Origin of the sequence: Simplicispira suum, from assembly GCF_003008595.1 — a bacterium.
GTDB classification, from domain to species: Bacteria; Pseudomonadota; Gammaproteobacteria; order Burkholderiales; family Burkholderiaceae_C; genus Simplicispira; species Simplicispira suum.
The window spans coordinates 1,177,644-1,199,625 of record NZ_CP027669.1 but is presented as its reverse complement, the minus strand read 5'-3'; the positions used below and the strand labels follow the sequence as shown (position 1 = coordinate 1,199,625).

The 21,982-nt window shown below is 64.3% G+C and carries 15 protein-coding genes; 8 read left to right on the top strand and 7 right to left on the bottom strand.

Going from position 1 to position 21,982, the window contains the following annotated elements; genetic code table 11:
- Positions 1–62 precede the first annotated feature (62 nt).
- From C6571_RS05635 to apaG, 4 genes are all read right to left on the bottom strand, one after another.
- Positions 63–1,184: a YbdK family carboxylate-amine ligase gene (locus C6571_RS05635; protein ID WP_106445827.1), complete on the bottom strand. Its 1,122-nt coding sequence runs from the start codon at positions 1,182–1,184 to the stop codon at positions 63–65.
- Positions 1,174–2,433 carry a cation:proton antiporter gene (locus C6571_RS05630; RefSeq protein ID WP_106445826.1) on the bottom strand — a complete coding sequence of 420 codons (1,260 nt, stop codon included), beginning with the start codon at positions 2,431–2,433 and terminating at the stop codon, positions 1,174–1,176. Before C6571_RS05630 ends, C6571_RS05635 begins: the two co-directional genes overlap by 11 nt.
- Positions 2,434–2,573: 140 nt before the next feature.
- Positions 2,574–3,869: a cation:proton antiporter gene (locus C6571_RS05625; protein ID WP_170094686.1), complete on the bottom strand. Its 1,296-nt coding sequence runs from the start codon at positions 3,867–3,869 to the stop codon at positions 2,574–2,576.
- Between the two features lie 25 nt (positions 3,870–3,894).
- Positions 3,895–4,284: a Co2+/Mg2+ efflux protein ApaG gene (gene apaG / locus C6571_RS05620; RefSeq protein ID WP_106445824.1), complete on the bottom strand. Its 390-nt coding sequence runs from the start codon at positions 4,282–4,284 to the stop codon at positions 3,895–3,897.
- Between the two features lie 30 nt (positions 4,285–4,314).
- On the opposite strand from apaG, the gene rpe reads away from it, so the two are divergent.
- A complete protein-coding gene (gene rpe / locus C6571_RS05615; protein WP_106445823.1) occupies positions 4,315–5,001 on the top strand; it encodes a ribulose-phosphate 3-epimerase in 687 nt (228 codons plus the stop codon).
- Between the two features lie 444 nt (positions 5,002–5,445).
- A complete protein-coding gene (locus C6571_RS05605; protein WP_211300699.1) occupies positions 5,446–13,791 on the top strand; it encodes a GH36-type glycosyl hydrolase domain-containing protein in 8,346 nt (2,781 codons plus the stop codon).
- On the opposite strand, the gene C6571_RS05600 is transcribed toward C6571_RS05605, so the two are convergent.
- Positions 13,792–14,190, bottom strand: a complete 399-nt coding sequence (locus C6571_RS05600; protein ID WP_106445821.1) for a hypothetical protein — start codon at positions 14,188–14,190, stop codon at positions 13,792–13,794.
- Positions 14,191–14,417: 227 nt separating this feature from the next.
- On the opposite strand from C6571_RS05600, the gene gph reads away from it, so the two are divergent.
- A complete protein-coding gene (gph, locus tag C6571_RS05595) occupies positions 14,418–15,131 on the top strand; it encodes a phosphoglycolate phosphatase (protein WP_106445820.1) in 714 nt (237 codons plus the stop codon).
- A 24-nt stretch (positions 15,132–15,155) separates the two neighbouring features.
- Here gph and C6571_RS05590 read toward each other — a convergent pair whose 3' ends face one another.
- Both C6571_RS05590 and C6571_RS05585 read right to left on the bottom strand, forming a co-directional pair.
- Positions 15,156–16,760 carry a methyl-accepting chemotaxis protein gene (locus C6571_RS05590; RefSeq protein ID WP_106445819.1) on the bottom strand — a complete coding sequence of 535 codons (1,605 nt, stop codon included), beginning with the start codon at positions 16,758–16,760 and terminating at the stop codon, positions 15,156–15,158.
- 84 nt (positions 16,761–16,844) lie between these two features.
- A complete protein-coding gene (locus tag C6571_RS05585) occupies positions 16,845–17,426 on the bottom strand; it encodes a chalcone isomerase family protein (RefSeq protein WP_245901414.1) in 582 nt (193 codons plus the stop codon).
- Between the two features lie 341 nt (positions 17,427–17,767).
- Here C6571_RS05585 and trpE point away from each other — a divergent pair, with 341 nt between their 5' ends.
- The 5 genes from trpE (at position 17,768) to trpD (ending at position 21,982) form a co-directional block, all read left to right on the top strand.
- Positions 17,768–19,267: an anthranilate synthase component I gene (gene trpE, locus C6571_RS05580; protein ID WP_106445817.1), complete on the top strand. Its 1,500-nt coding sequence runs from the start codon at positions 17,768–17,770 to the stop codon at positions 19,265–19,267.
- Complete coding sequence (locus tag C6571_RS05575; RefSeq protein ID WP_106445816.1) at positions 19,264–19,599, top strand: chorismate mutase; 336 nt, start codon at positions 19,264–19,266, stop codon at positions 19,597–19,599. Before trpE ends, C6571_RS05575 begins: the two co-directional genes overlap by 4 nt.
- Entirely contained in the window at positions 19,596–20,195 is a 600-nt protein-coding gene (locus C6571_RS05570; RefSeq protein ID WP_106445815.1) for an aminodeoxychorismate/anthranilate synthase component II, read from the top strand. Before C6571_RS05575 ends, C6571_RS05570 begins: the two co-directional genes overlap by 4 nt.
- A gap of 64 nt (positions 20,196–20,259) precedes the next feature.
- The gene (locus tag C6571_RS05565) at positions 20,260–20,910 is read left to right on the top strand and encodes a LysE family translocator (RefSeq protein WP_106445814.1); all 651 of its coding nucleotides are present in this window, start codon (positions 20,260–20,262) and stop codon (positions 20,908–20,910) included.
- A 40-nt stretch (positions 20,911–20,950) separates the two neighbouring features.
- Positions 20,951–21,982, top strand: a complete 1,032-nt coding sequence (trpD, locus tag C6571_RS05560; RefSeq protein WP_211300698.1) for an anthranilate phosphoribosyltransferase — start codon at positions 20,951–20,953, stop codon at positions 21,980–21,982.

The window sequence follows — 21,982 nt, the reverse complement described above, 5'->3', positions numbered from 1 at the left end:
GCTTTGCCAGACCGCTGGAAGCGTCTCCCTCAGGAGGAAGACCCGAAGCGGCTCAGGGGGAATCAATCCCTGCCTCGAAACCGCTGCGCCGCCTGGCGCGTGACTTCGGCCAGCAACTGCTCTTCGCGCTGGCGTTCGCGAAACCAGCGCGCGTCATTCTGCCCTGCGGCGGCTTCGCTGCGCAGCAGATGCAGGGCGCCCGTGGCGCCGTGTGCCGCGGCATGGCCCGCAATCTGATCAATGGTGCGCATGATGTGCTCGCGCAGCGGCATGTGGCCGCCCGTGGCCGGGTCTACGTAGACCGCGTCCATCCCGAACCGGCAGGCCTGAAAGCGGTTGTAGGTGTAGACGAGGTAATCGTCTTCCTGAGGCATGAAAGGCTGATCCGCCAAAAACCAGGCGCCGAGCGACTGAACGAATCCCGACAATGCGGCGGCGCGCTCAATGGTCAGCGGGGTGTCAAAAACGCGAATTTCGATGGTGCCAAATTCGGGTTTGGGGCGAATGTCCCAGTAAAAGTCCTTCATGCTGCGGACCACACCGGTGTGCGTCATCTTGTCGAAATAGACCTCAAAATCCCGCCAGGTCAGTGCCATGGGCGCGCGGCCCGAAAGCGGAAAGGCAAATACCGAATTGAGCCGTGCCGAGTCAAAGGCCGTGTCCTGCCCCTGGATATAAGGGCTAGACGCCGAGAGCGCAATGAAGTGCGGAATGAAGCGTGACATGCGGTGCAGCATGAGCAGGGCGGAATCGGCGTCGGGGCAGCCAATGTGCACATGCTGGCCAAAGATGGTGAACTGCTTGGACAGGTAGCCGTACAGGTCAGAGAGTTCGCGAAAGCGCGGCTTGTCGTAGATGCGGCGCTCGTGCCATTGCTGGAACGGGTGCGTACCGCCGCCAACCACGGCAATATTGAGCTTGTCGGCGCATTTGACCAAGGCATCGCGAATCTGCGTCAGCTGCCCCAGCACCTCGCTGCTGGAATGACAGATACCGGTGGAAACTTCGATCATGCCGCTGGTCATCTCGGGTACCACGCTGCCCGGCAGCGGGTGTTTTTCCATCAGGCGCAGCATGTCCTCGGCGTAGGGCGCCAGGTCGTAGTCGTGGGTATTGACGAGCTGCAATTCCAGTTCCACTCCCAGGGTCAGCGGCTCCGAATGGTTGAAGGTTTCAAGACCCATGGTTTTCTCCAGCGCTTTCGCGTGTGGTGAGGGGCGCCCAGGGCTTGGAGCTCTCGCCGGCCCGGTAAATGGCCAGCGTGGCAATCACGGCCCCCGCCACCTCCATCAGCAAGATGGCGGGCAGCGCAATCTGTGCGATCAGCGGTCCGGTCTGCGGCGAGGCGACGACAAACTGCGAGGCGATCAGCAGGGCGATGGACGACATCGGCGTCATCGCGCTGGCCACCAGCAAAGCCTGCCGCCAACTGGCGCCGCTGCCCACATTGCCCAGAGCCACGCCCACTACCTTGGCCACCAATCGCACTGCGATCAAGGCCAGAACCAGGCCGGCGACGCGCCCGCTCCAGTCGGCCTGCGCAGCCACGGTGGAGACGAGAACGAACATCAGCATGGTCAGGAGGGCCGAGGCATTGCCCAGCTGCCGGGGCCAGGCCCAGGGTCTGGGGTTGAACTGCTTGAGCAGCATGGCGCCCAATAGCGCCGCCAAAGGCGCCGAGCCCCCCATGTGCGCCGCAACGGCGGTGGCCGCGGCCACCAAGGTGAGCAGCATGATGGAAGTGTTCTCACTCGTCGGGGCCATGAAGCGCAGCGCCGTGCGCAGCGCCAGCGCCAGCGCGGCGGCGACCACGATGGATACCCCCAGCACCACCATGACCGGGGACACGGTGTCACTGAAGGTGATGCTGGAGCGGTTCATCAGCTCGGCGCGGGCACTGCCCAGCGTCAGCGCGTACAGTGTGGACAGTGTGGAGAGCACGATGGCGCGCTCGGTCACCGGGCCCGCTGCGCGGTTGTCCGCCACGACGCGCGTCAAGACCGAAGGCGACGCCGCCAGCGCCACCAGAGCCAGCGGACCTGCCACCTGGCGCTCCAATCCCAGCCAGGCCAGCGTCCAGTACACCGCGAAATAAGTCAGTGCCGATTCGGCAATGCTCTGCACCAGCACCATGGGATTGTGGCGGAACCAGCGAAGCGGAATGCGGCCACCCGCTTCGAACAGCACCACAGCCAGGCCCAGTTCCAGCAAGAACAGGCTGATGCCCTGCAGCGGCCAGGGAGCACCGCTGAAACCAGCCAGTCCGGCCAGCGTGCCAACCAGCGTGTAGCCCACCACCTTGGGCAGACCCACGTGGCGCTGCAGCAAGTGCCCGGCGATGGCGGCCACCGCCAACAACAGCGACCACTGCACGGTGGGCAGGCCAGCCGAGGGACGCAACCACTGCGCCCAAAAGTTCATGAGTTCATTCATTCGTGATTCCTTTGCCCGCAGTCACGCGCTGGGGACCCATTGAGGGGCTGGGTAGAGGCCCGGCCAAATATACAGGGCGAGGCAACGCCCACTGGACTGCCGCGAGCCCCAGCGCGTGGTCGAGAGGAACCGCTCCTGAGTCAGGCGCCTGGCACAGCGGGCGGCTGAAGTGGTGCCGGTGCTTCGGACGCTGGCTTGCCCGGAACAGACTTTGCCCCGGCGCCGTTCCCGCGCTCCATGCCATTTTCGTTGAGTTTGTCGCCCGACCATCGCAGCGCACGTACCGCAATGGGGGGACCGACCGTCTCCAAAAGGGCCACTGCAGCCAGGACGATGGAACCGATCACGGCACCTTTCTCTGGAAACAGGCTCAGGGTGGTGTTCACCAGACCGATGGCCAGGCCTGCCATGGGAAGCAACAAAAGGCCGGTGCTGCCGGCCTGGCGCGGCGAGGCGCCCAGCAGCAGCGCCGCGCCGCCTACACCCAGCCACTTCGCCGCCGCACGGGCTCCCAGGAACACCAGAACGGCCGGCCAGTAATCGACGATTTCGGCAACGTGCAGGTTGGCGCCGGCATAGACGAAGAGCACGATGAAGAACAATTCGAACGCAGGACCGAAATTGATGCTGGCGACCAACTTGGCGCGCTCCATGCTGCGTACCACCATGCCCAGAACCAGCGGCGCAAACAGGGCCGAGAGTTTGAACGCCAGTGCGGCGCCCACGGTCATCATGACCGCGCCGATCACCAGCGCCAGCCGATACTGCTCGGCTACCTTGGTTTTTCGCGCCGCCAGATGCAGCAGACCGCCCATGGCCAAACCCAGCGCGCCAGAACCCAGCACCTGATAGAGCGGCGCTCCCACCATCACGGCCAGCGGCGCCTGAGCTTCCCCGTAGAGCGCGGGCAAGACAGCAGCAAAGGCGATAAAAGCAATCACGTTGTTCAGCGCCACCAGCAGCATGGCGCGTTCGGTCACGGGGCCAGAGGCGTCAAGCTCGTGCGCCACGTGAATCAGCACGGCGGGCGAAGACGAAATGGCAATGGTGCTGATCACCGCTGCCGCAAGGCCCGAAACGCCGACCAGTCCCAGTCCAAAATACACCGCCGCAAAGGTCAGTGCGCTCTCGGCCAGAGACACCAGTACCACTTGGTGGTCTTGTTTGATGCGTTTGGTGTCGATGGACAGCCCGAGCCGGTACAGGATGAGTGCGAGCGCCACATCCACCACGATGCGCGATTGCGCCAGGCCGACCTCACTGATGACGCCCAGCACATTCGGACCGGCGACGAAACCCACCACCATGAAACCGGTGATGCTGGGCAGCCAGCGCCAGCGGTGCGCAAAATAGCCCCCCAGTGCACCGGAAAAAAGCAGAAAACCAAAAAAGAACAGGGTGTTGACCGAAAACGGCCACGTGGGCAAAAAATCCATAGGTAGGCAGCGGACGTGCAGTTCGTCAGTGGAGAACGCGATGGCCGCCGCTCTGGGCAGCATGCATCACGAAGCGGGGGACGGGGACGTCGAAAGCTTCGCCCGCCTCAGTGACGAAGCGGTAGCTTCCTTCCATGCTGCCGGTGTCGCTGCGCAAGCGGCAGCCGCTGCTGTACTCAAAGCGCTCGCCCGGGCGCAGCAGAGGTTGCTGCCCGACCACCCCAAGACCGCGCACTTCGTCCTGCGGGCCGCGCTCGTCCTCGATTTTCCAGTGCCGAGCGATCAATTGGGCGGGCGCATCGCCGCAGTTGACGATGGTGATGGTGTAGCTGAAGGCGAATATCTCGCGCTCCGGTGCGGATTGGTCCGCCAGGTAGGCGGTCTGGACATGAATGTCGAAAGCGGGCGATTGCATGGCCCGGATGGTAACTGCGACAATGGATTCATGAGCCGCACTTTCCGCATTGCCCCCTCCATCCTGTCCGCCGACTTTGCCCGTTTGGGGGAGGAGGTCGCGAGTGTCATCGCAGCCGGTGCCGACTGGATTCACTTTGATGTGATGGACAACCACTATGTGCCCAACCTGACTTTTGGTCCCATGGTTTGCGAGGCGCTTAAACCCTATGCCAAGACGACCGCCGGGGAGCCGGTGTCAATTGACGTGCACCTGATGATTGAACCGGTGGATGCGCTCGCTGCGGCGTTTGCGGCAGCAGGAGCAGACACCATCAGCTTTCACCCTGATGCAGTGCAGCATGTGCACCGCAGCATTCAGGCGATCCGCGCGCAGGGCGCCCGCCCAGGCTTGGTGTTCAACCCGGCCGAGTCGCTGGATGTACTGGACTGGGTGATCGACGACATCGATGTCATCCTGATCATGAGCGTCAACCCCGGGTTTGGTGGCCAGAGCTTCATTGAGTCGTCGCTGCGCAAGATCGAAGCCGTGCGTCGCCGCATTGATGCCTGCGGCAAGGATATCCGCCTCGAAGTGGACGGCGGCATCAAGCAAGACAATATTCGCCGCGTTGCCGATGCCGGGGCCGACACCTTTGTTGCGGGGAGTGCCATTTTCGGGCAGCGCGACTACAAGGCAGTGATCGACGCCATGCGTGCGCAACTGGCCAAGTCCTGAAAGCGGCCGGCCGGCGCGATGAAGTGGTGGAATGGATGCCGTGGGCGCAGGCATTTTCGGCCTCTTGGCTGACAGCGCAAAGGGTGTTATCGGCGTAGGATGGTCTTTTGTATTGAGGTGTTCGTCGATCGTCTGTCGGCGAGCCAACAGACGAGAGGTCCTATGCCAAACACCCACACCTTTCCTCTCCCGCAGTGCAACCCTCGCGTCAACGCCGCGACCGGCGAATTCCAGAGCCTCCAGCGACACGTGCGTCAGTGCTTTCGGGCCAATGGCGCTTGGCATAGCGTTCGCTGCAAGGCGGAAACAGTCGATTCCTTTGTAGGTGGCCGCGTCGTCAGCATGGTGGTGGTGGCTGGCAGCCTGCTTGCCGTCAGCGCTTACTGGTAGCCAGCAACGCCATGCCCCGTGACAGCGCGCAATGAAAGGGGACTGGCCGGCGCCATGGGCTTCGCTAAGCTCTTGAGTGCGAGCCTGGGTGAACTCGAGCCACCGATACGCTCTGAAATTTTTGGCCATGCCCGCCTGGAGCAGCACGGGCGCAGCTTGGCGCAGGCGCATATCGAGAGTGGGACTGCCCGGTCCCCGGCCCGGCCCTTTTACCCTCGCCTGCAGCAGAATCTGCGCGTTTTGCGCCTGTCGCACGTCTACATTGCCGAGCAGGAACGCACGGGTCATCATGTCAGCCCCGCTGGCGAATGGTTGCTCGACAATTTTCAGTTGCTGATGGCGCAGACCGACGAAATCGGTCAGGCGCTGCCCAGACGATACTTTTCTGAGCTGCCAGTGCTTGGCGGGGAACACCTCGCTGGCATGCCACGCATCTACGGCGTCGCGTGGGCGTTCGTGGCACACACCGACAGCGCTATTGATAGCGCCTTGCTGGTGCGTTTTTTGAACGCCTACCAGACGGTGTGCGAACTCACCTATGGTGAAATTTCGGCACTCGCGCCCACCTTGCGTGTGTTGCTGGTGGAAAATCTGCGGCGACTGGCGGAGCAGGTGGCGACATCCATGGCCGCGCGGCAGGCAGCAGACACCTGGTGCGACGCACTGCTCGCCTCCGGGAATGCCCAAACGTCCAGTTTCGAGCAGCGTTTTGGCACGATGGCGCGGCGCGGTGTGGGCCGCGCCTTCGCGCTGCAGGTGAACGAAAGGTTGAACGCCGAGACGCCCGAAATGGCAGGCTCGCGAGAAGCCTCCACGCAGGTGGGAGTCCAGGAGGCGCGCGCAGCGTTGGGCCGGGTGTTGCCCGATCCCTCTGCAGCCCAGGTACAGCAGCACGCGGACAAGGCTGCTGACAGTCTGAGCATGCGCAATGCCATTCTGGCGCTGCGAACCCTGGAAGACGCCGACTGGCGCGAAGTGGTCAATCAGGCCAGCGTGCTGGTGCGTGCCCTTCAGATATCCCCTACTTTTTGCGCCGAACGCGAAGACACGCAGGACGCCAGCCTGTCCGCCATTCAGCGCCTGGCCAGGCGCAGCACGCACAGCGAGACGCTCATCGCAAGTCGGTTGCTGGGCTTGATGGGCATAGACGGCACGGGCCCATTGCGCGCCGACGCGGAGGCGGGCGCCGAGCAGACACCTCAGGACGACGGCGAGGATGCCGAGGCCGCCTCACACGCGCCTGGGTACTGGTTGCGTGGACCTGGCCGAAAGACGTTGTACACGGCCCTTGGCCTGCGTGCGCAGCGCCACTGGGAAACCCGACAGTTTCTGCGGCGCAGTGTGTTGCCCTTGTATGTCATGGTGCTGCTGGCCGGAAGTGTGGCCGCAGGCGCATGGCTGCTTCTGGGGCCTCACTATGCATGGCCTGCTCCGGCAGGCTTGGCGTTGTGGGGCATGGGTCTTTTGGCGCTTTTCCCGGCAGGCGAGACGGTTCTTGCAGTGGTTCACCGCCTGCTCAGCGAGTCCCTCCCGCCACGGCGCATGGCGCGCTATGCGTTGCTGGCGGGCATTCCGCCCGAGCATCGGGTGCTCGTGGTGGTGCCGACGATGCTGACATCGTCCCGAACCGTGCGCGAGGTGGTGCTGCAACTGGAGCAGCACTACCTCGCCAACAGCGAAGCCTGCGCCCAGTTTGCGCTGTTGACCGACTTTGCAGATGCCGACGCTGCCACACAGCCAGGCGACGCTGCGCTGCGTGAGCAGGCAAGCGCCGAGATGCAGGCTTTGGAGGCGCGCTATCGCCACGCCCCCCTGAACGGCGCCGCCCAGCGCTTCCTGCTGCTGCACCGAGAGCGCAGCTGGGCACCTACCGAGCGCCGCTGGATCGGCTGGGAGCGCAAACGTGGAAAGCTGGAGAACCTGATTCAATGGCTTGCCGAGGGGGGTGATTCGCCTTTTGTGAATCTGGGGACTTTGTCGCAGCCCGTGCCGGGCACGCCGTATGTGGTAACGCTCGACAGCGACACCGGTTTGCCACCGGGAGCCCTGCGTGCGCTGGTGGGTGTGGCGGCGCATCCGCTCAACCGACCGCAGGTGGATACGCGCCTTTGCCGCGTTGTGTCAGGCTTTGGTATTTTGCAGCCACGGCTCACTACGCCTTTGCCCGAGCCCGCCACGTCCACCTTGTTTCACTGGCTGTTTTCGGGCCGTTGCGGCATCGATCCTTACAGCGCAGCTACGTCCGAGATCTATCAGGACTTGTTTTCTGAAGGGAGCTTCGTCGGCAAGGGGCTGCTGAATGTGCGGGCGATGCACGCGGTGCTGGGGCGCCGATTGCCTCCGGGTCAGGTGCTTAGCCACGATCTGCTTGAGGGTTCGATCGCGCGCTGCGCTGCAGTGAGTGACATCACGTTGATGGAAGATGCGCCGCTGCATGCCGACGTGGCGGCCGCGCGCATTCATCGCTGGACGCGCGGCGACTGGCAGCTGCTGCCGCTCATGTTGCAGTGGCGCCGGTATGAACTGCCCGGAATCGCGCGCTGGAAACTCATCGACAACCTGCGCCGCTCGCTGGTGGCGCCGGCATCTGCGGCCCTGTTGGTTCTGGCGCTGGCGGGCGCACCGTTGTCACCCTGGGCCACGCTGGTGTGGGTATTGCTGGCGTTCGGCGCGGGTCCGCTGATTGGCGCGCTGGCCGGCCTGGTGCCTGCACGCGACAACGTCGCACTCGCCTATTTCTATCTGCAAGCGTTGAGAGAAGTGCTGCGTGCTTTTGGCAGCGCGCTGTGGAACCTGGCCACCCTGCTGCAGCAGTCTTTGATGCTGCTTCACGCCGTCGGGTGCGCGCTGTGGCGCAGCTTTGTAAGCCGGCGGAGGCTGCTGCAGTGGACCACCGCCGCCAGCGCGCAGGCGGCCGCCCAGACGCGCTTGCCGGGCCTCGTCGTTGCCCATGCGCCGGTCACACTGGCGGCGGCGTTGATATGGTTCGCACTGTGGCAGCAGCACACAGCCTGGCCGGTGTTCAGTGCACTGCTCTGCGCCACCTGGGCGCTCACGCCCGTCTGGATATGGTTGTTTAGTCGACCCTGGCGCTTTCAGGAAAAAAAGCAAGCCACTGTGCAAGAGCAGGCCTACCTGGCAGAAATTGCGCGCGACACCTGGCGATTTTTTGAACTTCATGTTGGCGAGTCGACGCACCACCTGCCCCCTGACAACGTGCAGACCGTGCCGAGCACGATGGTGGCCGAGCGGACCTCGCCCACCAACATCGGCCTGTACCTGCTGGCGGTTGCGTGCGCGCGCTTCTTCGGTTGGATCGATACCACACAGTTGCTGGCACGTTGCGAAGCCACGTTGGCCACCCTGACCACGCTGGCGCGCCACCGGGGGCACTTTCTCAACTGGTACGACACGCGAACACTGGAGGTGCTCAAGCCTGCTTACGTTTCCACTGTGGACAGCGGCAATTTGTGCGGTCATTTGCTGGCGCTGGCAGGCGCGTGTGATGCACTGCTGATCGATCCGCAGTCCACTGCGGACCCCTCTGTGTCCGCTCGGCTGCAGGCCCTTGTGGCGCGCTGCCGCCAGCTGGCCAGTGAGCCGCAGTTTGGTTTTTTGTACCACCCGCGCAAGCGTTTGCTGCATATCGGCTACCGGGTGGCGGACAGTGCGCTCGACAACAGTTTTTACGATCTGCTGGCCTCCGAGGCGCGTTTGGCCAGCCTGTGGGCCATTGCCAAGGGCGATGTGCCGGCAGAGCATTGGGGTGCGCTCGGCCGGCCCTTCTATGGCGTGGGCAGGCACGCAGCCCTGCGTTCCTGGTCAGGTTCCATGTTTGAGTATTTGATGCCGGCGCTGGTGCTCGACGAGCCCGTGGGCAGCGCGCTTAATGCGGCTGCACGGTCGGCCATTTACGAGCAAAAGCGCTATGGGCAACGACACGATGTTCCCTGGGGCGTTTCGGAATGCGCCTACGCAGCGGGCGACCACACGCTTGCCTACCAATACGCCCCGCAAGGCGTTCCCCGGCTCGCGCTGCGGCGAACGCCTGCCGATGATCTGGTGGTGGCTCCGTACGCCACGGGCCTCGCCGCCATGTTTGATCGGCCTGCCGCCGAGGCCAATTTTCTCAGCTTCGAATCTCTTCAGGCGCGCGCCGAATGGGGTTTTATCGAGGCACTGGATTTCAGCCCGGAACGCCAACAGGGTGGCAGCCGATTCCAGCCTGTGTCAACCTTTATGGCACACCACCAGGGAATGACGCTGGTGGCCTTGGCAAATGTGCTACTGGATGGCGCACCGCGTCGATGGACCATGGCGAGCGCGCGTCTGCGCGCGGTCTCCGGCCTGCTTCAGGAGGCGGTGCCGCGCGAGATTCCTCGCCTGGTCGAGCCGCTCATGCAGCCGCGTCGTGTGGTGCGCCCGAGTGCGGCGGATGCCAGCTCGCGCGAGCTGGTGCCTGGCGCCAGCGCGATCGAGCCAACCTTGTTGCTCTCCAATGGCAAGTACAGCGTGTCACTGCGCGCCAACGGCGCTGGCTGGAGCCGCTTTGGCAAGGTCGATGTCTCGCGTTGGCGCGACGATGCTTTGCGCGATGCCTACGGCCACTTCATCTACCTGCGCCGTGTGCCGACGTCTGAGGTGACCGAGGCGGGCGAAACTCCCTTGGTATCCATCACACAGCACCCGGCTGCTGACCCGCAGGCCGCGTACCGGTCCAGCCTGCAGGGTGACCATGCTTGTCTGCATGCGCAATGGGCCGATTTGCGCAGTTGCTGCACGATCTGGGTCAGCCCGGAAGACGATGTAGAGCTGCGGCGGATCGAGCTGTGGAATTCGACTTCCGAGCCCATCGAGCTGGAGCTGTTTTCGGCGTTTGAAGTGTCGCTGATGGAAGCGCGCGCCGACGAGGCGCATCCAGCCTTTGCCAACCTGTTTGTCACCTCCGATTGGGTGGGAGCGGATCAGGCGTTGTACTTTGCCCGGCAGCCGAACACCAATGCGCAGCAGGGCGTGCATGCGGCGCATTTTCTGGCGGAGAGTGAGCGCCAGCCGATTTCCATCCAACTGCAGACCAACCGTGCGCGCTGGCTGGGACGCAACCGTGACGCCTCTGCGCCGCTTGCACAGTGCGCCGATGCTCCTGACCGTGCAGCCACTTTGCCGACTGGCCTGGACCCCATGGCGGTCATGTCGCTGCGCATCGTTGTGCCAGCGAATTCGCACACGCAGTTCACGCTGGCCACGGCCGCAGCGGACGAGCGCGAGGCACTGGAGACGCTGGTGGACCGCTATCGCCAACCGGCCGTTGTCGAGCGCTCCATTCTCATGTCGTCCACCTTTGCCCGTGTGCGCATGCGCGAGATGGGCATCCTGCGCGAAGACCGCGCTGCGATTCAGGCGCTCTCCACCTTGATCGCGCTGCTGCATGCCCGACCCGGCTCGAGAACGCTGCCGGCTGGCGCTCAGAATCTGGGAGATCGGCGCACGCTGTGGCGCTTCGGCATATCGGGCGATCGCCCTCAGCTGTTGGTAGAAATCAGCGCGGAGCATGGAATACGTCTGGTGCGCTCGCTGGTCAAGGCTTTGCATTTATGGACCTGGGGGGGACTGGCGTGCGACCTGATTGTGTTGAACGCCGAGCCGCCGTCGTACCAGATGCCGTTGCAACGCGCTTTGCAAGAGCTCAAAGATACTTACAGCGCGCAGAGCGCAAGTGTGGATTCAGCCCGGGCATGCGGCCTACACCTGTTGCGCCTGCCCGAAATTTCGGACGAAGAGCACACCACACTGCGCATGTTGGCGCGCGTGCGTTTTGCAGCCGACGGGCGCCCGCTGTCGCAGCACCTGCGCGAGCTGACGCAATGGCACAACGCCGCGCTGGACGCGCGCATCGATCAGTCCCGCGCATCACCGACTCCGCAGTGCGCTGGCGTGCCTGAGTCCGCGCCGGAAGGTCGGTTCGACGCGAAGAGTGGAGCGTTTCGATTTGATATTTCTGCGCAGCAGCAAGTGTCGCGCCCCTGGATCAATGTGCTGGCCAACCCGCAGTTCGGCACGCAGGTGTCTGAGTATGGTGCTGGCTACAGCTGGGCCGGCAACAGCCAGCAGCACAAGCTCACCGTCTGGTCCAACGACCCGGTATCTGACCCTGGCGGAGAAATCTTTTGGCTGCAGGACCTGCACTCCAAAGCCTTGTTCGGCGTCGGCAAAGAATTCGAGGGGGTGCGCACGATTGAGCATGGTCAGGGCGTCACCGTCCTTGAGCAGCGCCACGGCGGGCTCGCGATCCGCAGCACCTGGTGCGTGGACCCGCAGCGCCCCGTCAAGCAGGTGCGCATTACGCTCACCAACCATGGGCAGGAGCCGCTGCGCCTGCGCGCCATTGGCCTGCTTGAATGGGTAATGGGCAGCCAGCGCCTGGACCGCCAAAGTGTGGCCACAGCCTGCGATGCGAGCCAGAACGACGCCATGCCGACGGGCGACGTGGCGCCCGTGCTGCTCGCCATCCAGCGCGATGCCCAGTCCGGCCATGGCGGCAGCACGGCATTCTTTGCAGTCTGCGCCCCGCAGGAGGATGCGCCTCCTCACATCGACTGGACCTGCGACCGGCGCGAGTTGTTTGACGCGCGCGGTCACCGTGTGGTGCCGGACCACCTGGCTGAGCAGGCGGGTCTCGGGCAGGACCCTTGCGCAGCGCTGTCGTGCCCGCTGGACGTTCCGGCCGGAGAGAGCCGCGACTGCATCTTTTTGCTGGGCCACGGCGCCAGCAGCGGCGAAGCGCTGGCACTGGCACGCCAATGCCTCAGCGAGCACGCTGCTCCAGAGGCCCAGCCCTGGGAAGCGGCCGCGCGCGCCCAGTGGACGCAGTTGCTCGCGCCGGTGCAGGTGCAAACGCCCGACCCTTTGTTTGACGCGCTGGTCAACCACTGGTTGCTCTACCAGACGGTGGGTTGCCGCATGTGGGCGCGAGCCGGCTTCTACCAAGCCGGCGGGGCGTTTGGTTTTCGCGATCAGTTGCAGGACGCCATGGCGCTGGCCATCGTCCGCCCGCAGGCGCTGCGTCAGCACTTGCTGCTGTCGGCGTCGCGCCAGTTTGAGGAAGGCGATGTACAGCACTGGTGGCATCCGCCGACCGGCGCCGGGGTGCGCACGCATTGCTCGGACGACCTGCTGTGGCTTCCCGAAGCGGTGGCGCGCTATGTGCAGGTCACCGGTGACGCGGCGGTGCTCGACGAATCGGTGTTCTTTCTGGACGGGCCGGCCATTCCCGAAGGCACGCATGACGCGTATTTCGTGCCCACTGTGAGCAGCGTTTCTGCGAGTCTCTACGAGCACTGCGCCCGAGCCTTGGATCGCAGCCTTCAGGTGGGCGTGCACGGGCTGCCGCTCATAGGCAACGGGGACTGGAACGACGGCATGAACATGGTGGGCGACAAGGGCCGTGGCGAATCCGTCTGGCTCGCCTGGTTTCTGTGTACCGTGACCGATGCGTTTGTCCCGCTTGCGCAGGTGCGCGGCGACGCTCGGCGCATCGATCGCTGGCGCCAGGCGGCACAAGGTTGGCGCAAGGCGCTTGCGGGACCGGCGTGGGATGGCGCATGGTTCAAGCGCGCCTTTTTCGATGATGGGACGCCGCTGGGCACCCACACTGCGGCGGAATGTCGCATCGACCTCATCGCGCAGGCCTGGAGCGTGCTCTCGGGCGCGGCAACACCTGAGCGCCAGCGCGCAGCGATGGACGCCGTGGCCAACCTGTTGGTGGACGAGGAGGCAGGCCTGAACCGACTGCTTACGCCTGCCTTGCAGAACATGGTGCCGAGCGCTGGCTATATCCAGGCCTACCCGCCAGGCGTGCGCGAGAACGGCGGCCAGTATTCGCATGCCGGTGTCTGGAAGCTGATGGCGCAGGCGCAATTGGGCGATGGCGATGGCGCCTACCGCACTTTCACCCAACTGAGCCCGGCGCACCGCAACGCCAATCCAAAGCAGAAGGCGGCTTACGCGCTGGAGCCGTATGTCATGGCGGGCGATATTTATACCGAAGCGCCGTATGTGGGTCGGGGCGGCTGGAGCTGGTACACCGGTTCGGCAGCCTGGATGCACCGGGCTGCCATCGAATCGATTCTGGGTCTGGAAGTGCGGGCGGATCGTGTCTGCCTGCGGCCTTGTCTCCCCAGCCACTGGCCCCAGGCACAGCTGACATGGGAGCGCGGCGGCGCCAGGCATCGGTTCACGATTTGTTCTGGCGACACCCCAGGCACCGGTTCGGAGGCGCATGAAGAGGGCGCGCAGCGATTGGAAGTCGGCGAGTGGGTGGCCTTGCCGACGGGTGACAAAGGCGGCAACTATGTCGTCATCCTGCCGGGGAAGCCGGCTGAAGTGTCGAAGCCGGACTGACTATGGTTTCGCCGGGATGATGATCGTCGTCGTGGTCACGCTTTCGCGCAACACGCCACCTTGCAAGGCGGAGCCGCTGGTATTGCCCGCTCCGCGAATGCGATCGATGCAGGCGGCGTGCTCGTCGGCCTTGGTAAACACCTTGCAGCGCTCGACCGCGTTCGCCGCTTTTTCATCGGCCCCGCTGGTTGTCAGGGCGCCTTTGCGCGCGGCGTCGCGTGCCGCGCCAGCTTCGCGCAGGCAGACATCGCGCGCCTGCTGGGTTTGGCCGCTCAGGCAGGCAGCGCGTTCCTTCTGGTAGCGCGCCTCGGCGCTGGCATCGTCTGCGCCATAGGCGGCAGTGCCTACCAACAGGGCAACGCTGCAGAAGGCGCGAAGGGTGGTTTGTCGAATGGTCATGGCGGAAGTCCTTGTTGCTATCTATGTATGGGTTTCGTACGGCAGCGCCAGCACGCACGTGAAGGCTAGGCGCCCATGCATCGTTTCGCTGTCGGACAGGGCCTGCATTGGTGGCGGGTGCAGTGCGCTGCCGCGTTTTGCGCAGCGTGCAGCCTGCACACGCCACCAGGAGGCTTGCCGGACCTCATAAACTCGCCAGCTTTCCTTTTGCGCTTGGTACGACGCTCATGGCCACCCTCACGCTCCCCGGCAAGACCTTCGAAGTTGATGCCGCCATCTTTGACCTTGACGGCACGCTGGTGGACACGCTGGGCGATTTCGGAGAAGCCCTCAACCGCATGCTGGCCGAACTGCGCCTGCCGCCGGTTGCGCACGAAGCCATCGCCACGATGGTGGGCAAAGGCTCGGAGCATTTGCTGGTTTCGGTGCTAAATCACGTTCTAGCGCAGGATGGGAAAGCTCCTTCAGCTATCAAATTGGAAGCGATTTATCAGCAGGCCTGGCCCAGCTACCAGCGCCACTACGCAGCCATCAACGGCCAGTTCGCCGAAATGTATCCGGGGGTGCAGCAGGGGCTGCAGACGCTGGCAGCAGCCGGCATTCCAATGGCCTGTGTGACCAACAAACCGACCGCCTTCGCCATCGAGCTGCTGCGCTCGCTCGATCTTGACTGTTTTGCTCAAGTGTTCGGAGGCGACGCCTTCGAGCGGAAAAAACCCGATCCGCTGCCGCTTCTGCGCTGCTGTGCGGCGCTCGGAACGGCCCCCGCGTGCACCTTGATGATCGGTGATTCGGCCAACGATGCCCAGGCGGCGCGTGCGGCGGACTGCCCAGTGCTGCTGGTGACCTACGGCTACAACCATGGCCAGAGCGCGCGCGCGGTTGACGCCGATGCCTGGATGGATTCGCTGGCTGAGCTGAAGGTCTGCCGCCAAAGCTAGAAAAAAGACGGGCTGGGATCGCCTTCAAGTCTGGGCAATTTGCCGCGCGGGTTCGGCCGCCGCCAGGGCAGGACGTGCTGCCTGGGGCGCGCCGCTCAGGCGGAACACAGCCACGGCATTGACCAGCTGCGCCGCCTGCGCCTTGAGCCCTTCGGCCGCAGCGGCACTTTGCTCTACCAGCGCGGCATTTTGCTGCGTCGCCTGGTCCATCTGCGTGATGGCTTCGCCCACCTGGGCCACGCCCTGGCTCTGCTCCTGGCTGGCCGCGCTGATTTCGCTCACGATGTCGGTCACCCGGCCAATGGCCTGCACCACTTCGCTCATGGTGTGGCCGGCACGATCCACGAGGGCCGAACCCGCTTCTACGCGCTCGACACTGGCGCCAATCAAGGACTTGATTTCCTTGGCGGCGTCGGCGCTGCGCCCGGCCAGGCTGCGCACTTCGCTCGCCACCACGGCAAAACCGCGCCCTTGCTCTCCGGCACGTGCCGCCTCCACGGCGGCGTTGAGCGCCAGAATGTTGGTCTGGAAGGCGATGCTGTCGATCACGCCGATGATGTCGGCGATTTTGCGGCTGCTGTCGTTGATGCCCTTCATGGTGCGAACCACTTCAGCGACGACCTCGCCGCCCTGCGTGGCCACCGTCCGGGCGTCGAGGGCAAGCTGATTGGCAGCGCGCGCGTTGTCGGCGTTCTGGCGCACGGTGGAATTGAGTTCTTCCATCGAGGCCGAGGTTTCTTCGAGTGCGCTGGCCTGCTGTTCCGTGCGGGCCGACAGATCGCTGTTGCCGTGCGCGATCTCGGCGCTGGCGCTGGCCACGCCTTCAGCGCCCCGGCGCACGTCGCTGACGATGCCCGCCAAATGCTGCTGCATGGCGCCGAGCGCTTCCAGCAATTGGCCGGGTTCATCCCTGCCCGTGGCTTCCAGTGTGTGCGCCAGGTCGCCCTGGGCGATGGCCTGCGCCAACTGGCGACTGCGCTGCACCGGCTGGACGATGGAGCGGGTGACCAGGGCGGCCAACGCCAGACCAAGTGCAATGGCAGCCAGCGCGCAGGCGCCCAGAATCCATTTGCTGGCTTGTGCCACAGAGCTGCTGCGCTGCTGGCTTGCATTCAAGAGCTGGGCCATATGTTGGCGCAAGGCGTCAAGGGCAGCGAGGGTTTTGTCAGCGAGCGGGCGCAGGTCTTTGTCGACCAGGCTGGGCACGTTGGGCTCGCCGCCACGGTGCAGCTCGCGAATTTCGGCCAGCCGCTGTGTGTAGGTGGTCTGCGCGGCGTCCACGTTGGCCAGCAAGTTTTTGCCGGTGTCTCCCGTCACCAGTGTGTGGACCCGCTGCACGGCTTGCTCAATGTCGCGCGTCGTGGCATCCGTGCTGGCATTGAGCTGGTCCATGTACTCGCGGTCAATGGCCTTGAGAAAGGCCTCGGTGCGCACCCAGTTCAGGCGCAAACCCGCTGCCCAGCGCTCAACTTGTGCCTGGCGCTCCATTTCCACGGTGGAAACGCGCTCGCTGTCGGCCGCCAAGGTCTGGATCCGCCAGATACCAATGCCGGCGGTCAGCGCCGTAATGAGCAGGATGAGGCCAAAACCCAGACCCAGACGCGGGCCGACGCGGAGCGTACGCAACATGTTTTCAACAAGACGAGAAAGAGAGAGGCAACAGCCTAAGGGCTGCCGCCCCTTGAACGATGTCTGTCGCGCGACAGGATCTGCTTACTTCACGCCCAGGAGCTGATCCTTGAGCTTCCAGTCGGCTGGCGAATTGCCGAACCAGATGGACATCAGGGCGCGGAAGAACGCGGGGTCTTTGAAAGGCTCTGCCTGCAGTTTGCCCTTGGCCCAGATACTCAAACCCGTCGCCGGGTCCCATTCAAGTGCGCAAACGTCGCCCGGTTGGAAGGCCTTGTTGGCCGCAAAAATCTCGCCCATCTTGATCATGCCTGGAATGATCTTGGAGAGCTCGCTGCGGTTGACGTTGTCCTCAATACCGCGCGTGAGCAGCTTGCCGAAATCAGCGGAATTGATTTCACGCAAAAAAGTCATTCCCAAACGCTTGGGTCCGGGCGCCGCAATCAATTCATCCAGCGATGCAACGGGCCGGGTGGTGTAGAGATCGCCCACATACACCTTGAAGGGGCCCTTGTAGCGGATACCGGCACCGTTGAGTTGAAGTTTGGTTCCTGCGACGCTGACGGAGTCTTCCACCTTCACGCCAGCCAGCTCGACCATGGCAAACGCCGCCACGCTCCAGCACAGACCGACAGCAACCAGCACAATGCGCAATGTTCTAAGCATGTCCATCCCCGTAAAAAAGAACGATCGTTCGTAATACTGCAACAAAGTGTATGGCAGTTGATGCTGGACCCCATTAGGGATTTCCCGTGCGCTCGGGCCTCTTGCCCATGCACGACGCGATGGGAGCTCGGGCACGCATTTGCTACACTTTGCGCCATGTTCATTCACCGCGCGTTCATCGCAGGTCGCACAGACCGGGGAGCCTGGCCCTGGCGTCCCTACTGCGCCTGACGTGTGGCGCTTGCTGTACGCAGCAAACGCCTATCTGGCCCCTGCGGCCTTCCCGATGAACCCGGCGCGCCAGTCTGCTGGCCCGCCTGCCGCCTTGGCAGGACACCCCCTTGATCACTGAACTTGAATTCCAGAGCCTCGCGCGCGAAGGCTACAACCGCATTCCGCTGATGGCCGAAGCCTTCGCGGATCTTGAAACCCCTCTGTCGCTGTACCTCAAATTGGCTCACAGCCAAGGCGGTGGCGCGCACAGCTTCCTGCTCGAATCCGTGGTGGGTGGCGAGCGCTTTGGTCGTTACAGCTTCATCGGCCTGCCGACGCGCACGCTCTTGCGTTCGCGCGGCTTCGGCGCCGACGCCGTGACCGAAGTGGTGACCGACGGCCAGGTGGTTGAAACCGCCTCCGGCAATCCACTCGATTTCGTCGAGGCCTACCAGAAGCGCTTCAAGGTGGCGCTGCGCCCTGGCCTGCCGCGCTTTTGCGGGGGCCTTGCAGGCTATTTTGGCTACGACGTGGTGCGCCACATCGAGAAGAAGCTGGAGAAGAGCTGTCCGCCCGACACCCTGGGCATGCCCGATATCCTGTTGCTGCAATGCGAGGAATTGGCGGTCATCGACAACCTCTCGGGCAAGCTCTACCTGATCGTCTATGCTGACCCGGCGCGTCCTGAGGCCTTCAGCAACGCCAAGAAGCGCTTGCGCAGCCTGCGCGAACAACTGCGCTATTCGGTCAGCGCCCCGCAGGTGCAAGCCAGCCTGGGTCACCCGGCGCAGCGCGACTTCGCCAAGGCGGACTACCTGGCCGCCGTGGTGCGCGCCAAGGAGCTGATTGCCGGGGGAGACTTCATGCAGGTGCAGGTGGGCCAGCGCATTCACAAGCGCTTTGATGCCAGTCCGCTCTCGCTCTACCGCGCGCTGCGCTCGCTCAACCCCAGCCCCTACATGTACTACTACCACTTTGGCGACAGCCACGTGGTGGGCGCCAGCCCGGAGATTCTGGTGCGGCAGGAAAAAACAGAGGCCGGCGAGAAGGTGACGATCCGCCCGCTGGCCGGCACCCGTCCGCGCGGCGCCACGCCCGAGCTGGACAAGCTGACCGAGCTGGAACTCATCAACGATCCCAAGGAGCGCGCAGAGCATGTCATGCTGATCGACTTGGCGCGCAACGACATTGGCCGCATTGCGCAGACCGGTACGGTCAAGGTCACCGAAGCCTTTGCGGTAGAGCGCTACAGCCACGTCATGCACATCGTGAGCAACGTCGAAGGCATCTTGAAGCCCGGCATGAGCAACATGGACGTGCTGCGCGCCACCTTCCCCGCCGGCACGCTGACTGGCGCGCCCAAGGTGCACGCCATGGAAATCATTGATCAGCTGGAGCCCACCAAACGCGGCCTCTACGGCGGTGCTTGCGGCTACCTGAGCTACGCCGGCGACATGGATGTGGCGATTGCCATTCGCACCGCCATCGTCAAGGACGGCGAGCTTTACGTGCAGGCTGCGGCCGGCGTGGTGGCCGATTCGGTGCCCGAGCTGGAATGGCGCGAAACGGAACACAAGGCGCGTGCCCTGCTGCGCGCCGCTGAACTGGTGGAAGAGGGGCTGGAATGACGCGCGCGATCGAAAAAGTGAAACCCTGCCAGGACATGCAGGATGTGCGCGGCGCCATCAACGCGCTTGATGACGTGCTGGTGCCGCTGCTGGTGGAGCGCGTGGCGTACATGACGCAGGCTGCGCGCATCAAGCAGCGCGCCAGTCAGGTGCGCGACGAAGCGCGCATCGAAGACATCGTGCGCCGGGTGCGCCAGGCCGCTTTGAGAGAGGGTGGCGACAGCGATGTCATCGAGCAGATCTACCGCAGCATGATGGAGGCTTGCATTGCCTTTGAAGAGCGCGAGTTCGTGCGGCTGCGCGAAACCTCCAATCAGGGAGAAGGCGCATGAAGCTCTTGATGATCGACAACTACGACAGCTTCACCTGGAACATCGTCCAGTACTTCGGCGAGCTGGGCGCCGAGGTCGAAGTGGTGCGCAACGACGAGGTCACGCTGGCCGATCTGGACGCGCGGCTGGCATCGGGCGCAATGGACCGGCTGGTGGTCTCGCCCGGCCCCTGCTCGCCGGCCGAGGCCGGAATCTCTGTGCCCGCCATCCAGCATTTCGCTGGCCGCCTGCCGATTTTGGGTGTGTGCCTGGGGCACCAGGCCATCGGCGCAGCCTTCGGCGGCACCATCGTGCGCGCGCAGGAGCTGATGCACGGCAAGACCAGCGTCATCACGACCACGCAGACGGGCGTGTTCGCCGGCCTGCCGCGCCAGTTCACGGTCAACCGCTACCACTCGCTCTCCATCGAGCGCGCCAGCTGCCCCGAGGTGTTGGAGATCACCGCCTGGACAGAGGACGGCGAAATCATGGGCGTGCGTCACAAGCAACTGTCCATTGAGGGCGTGCAGTTCCACCCGGAAAGCATCCTCTCGGAACATGGACACGCACTGCTGCGCAATTTCTTGCATCCGACCGCATTGGATGCTATTAAATAGATAGCTGTTAGCGCTTTATGAATAAGCGCTAGAGGCCAATTTCAATCAATTTTCTGCCGACCCCATGCCCACCCACCAGTGGATTCTGTTCGTCGCCGCCGGCGTCTTGCTCAACCTCACGCCGGGGCCGGATGTGTTCTTCATCATCGCCCATGCGGCGCGGCGCGGCGTGCGTGCGGGGGTGGTGGCGGCGCTGGGCATTTCTGCGGGCTGCTGCGTGCACGTGCTGGCCGCTGCCGTGGGCGTGAGCGCCCTGGTGGCAGCGTCGGCCACGGCGTTTGATGTGCTCAAGTGGTTGGGCGCGATCTACCTGGTATACGTGGGCGTTCGCATGCTGATCGCCGGGCTGGGTGGTTCTGGCTCGTCGGGCGCGCGGGGCGCTGCCGACACACAGGTGGCGCTGACCACGGTTTTTCGCCGGGGCTTTCTGACCAACGTGCTCAACCCCAAGGTGGCGCTGTTCTTCCTCGCCTTCGTGCCGCAGTTCATTGCGCCGGGCAGCGCGCATGCGCCCGCCATGTTTTTGGCGCTGGGCCTTTTGTTTACGTTTAACAGCACGCTGGTCAATACCGGCTGGGCCTGTGCCGCCGCCTGGGCGGCGCGCCGCGCGGGCGCCATGCAGCGCGCCATGCGCTGGCTCGATGGCGTGGCGGGATCGCTCTTCATCGGCTTCGGCGTGAAGCTGGCGCTGACCGATGCGCCCGCCAGACTTTGACACCGCTCTGTCCTCTCGTCATTCATTGGGAACCTCTGCCATGCTCATCACCCCGCAAGAAGCGCTGCAGCGCACCGTCGAACACCGCGAGATCTTTCACGACGAGATGCTGCACCTGATGCGCATGGTCATGCGGGGCGAGCTGTCCCCTGTCATGACCGCCGCCATCATCACCGGCCTGCGCGTCAAGAAGGAAACCATTGGCGAGATCACTGCGGCCGCGCAGGTGATGCGGGAGTTCTCCAACAAGGTGCCAGTGGCAGACACCACGCACCTGGTCGACATCGTGGGCACCGGGGGCGACGGTGCCGGCAGTTTCAATATCTCTACCTGTGCCATGTTTGTCGCGGCTGCTGCGGGCGCGCGTGCAGCCAAGCATGGCGGACGCAGCGTCTCCAGCAAGAGTGGCAGCGCCGACGTGATGGAGCAGCTGGGCGTGCACATCGACCTGCCGCCTGCCGCCATCGCCGAGAGCATTGCCCAGGTGGGCATTGGCTTCATGTTCGCGCCCAACCACCACCCGGCGATGAAAAACGTGGCCCCGGTGCGGCGCGAACTGGGCGTGCGTACCATCTTCAACATCCTCGGCCCGCTGACCAACCCCGCCGGGGCACCAAACATTTTGATGGGTGTGTTCCACCCCGACCTCGTCGGTATCCAGGTGCGCGCCCTGCAGCGCCTGGGCGCCGAGCATGCGCTCGTGGTCTATGGCCGCGATGGCATGGACGAAATCAGCCTGGGTGCGGCCACGCTGGTGGGCGAGCTCAAGGACGGCCAGGTGCGCGAATACGAAATTCACCCCGAGGACTTTGGCCTGCCCATGGCCAGCAACCGGGCCTTCAAGGTGGAGACGCCCGAAGCGTCGCGCGACATGCTGCTCTCGGTGCTCGACGGCGCAGCGGGGCCCGCCGCCGACATCGTGTGTCTGAACGCCGGCGCCGCGCTGTACGTGGCCGGCGTGGCCGGTTCGATTGGGGGCGGCCTGGAGCGTGCCCGCGCCGCCCTCGCCTCGGGCGCCGCCCGCGAGCGGCTGCGCCAGCTGGTCGCCTTCACGCAAGCGCAGAAGGGATAA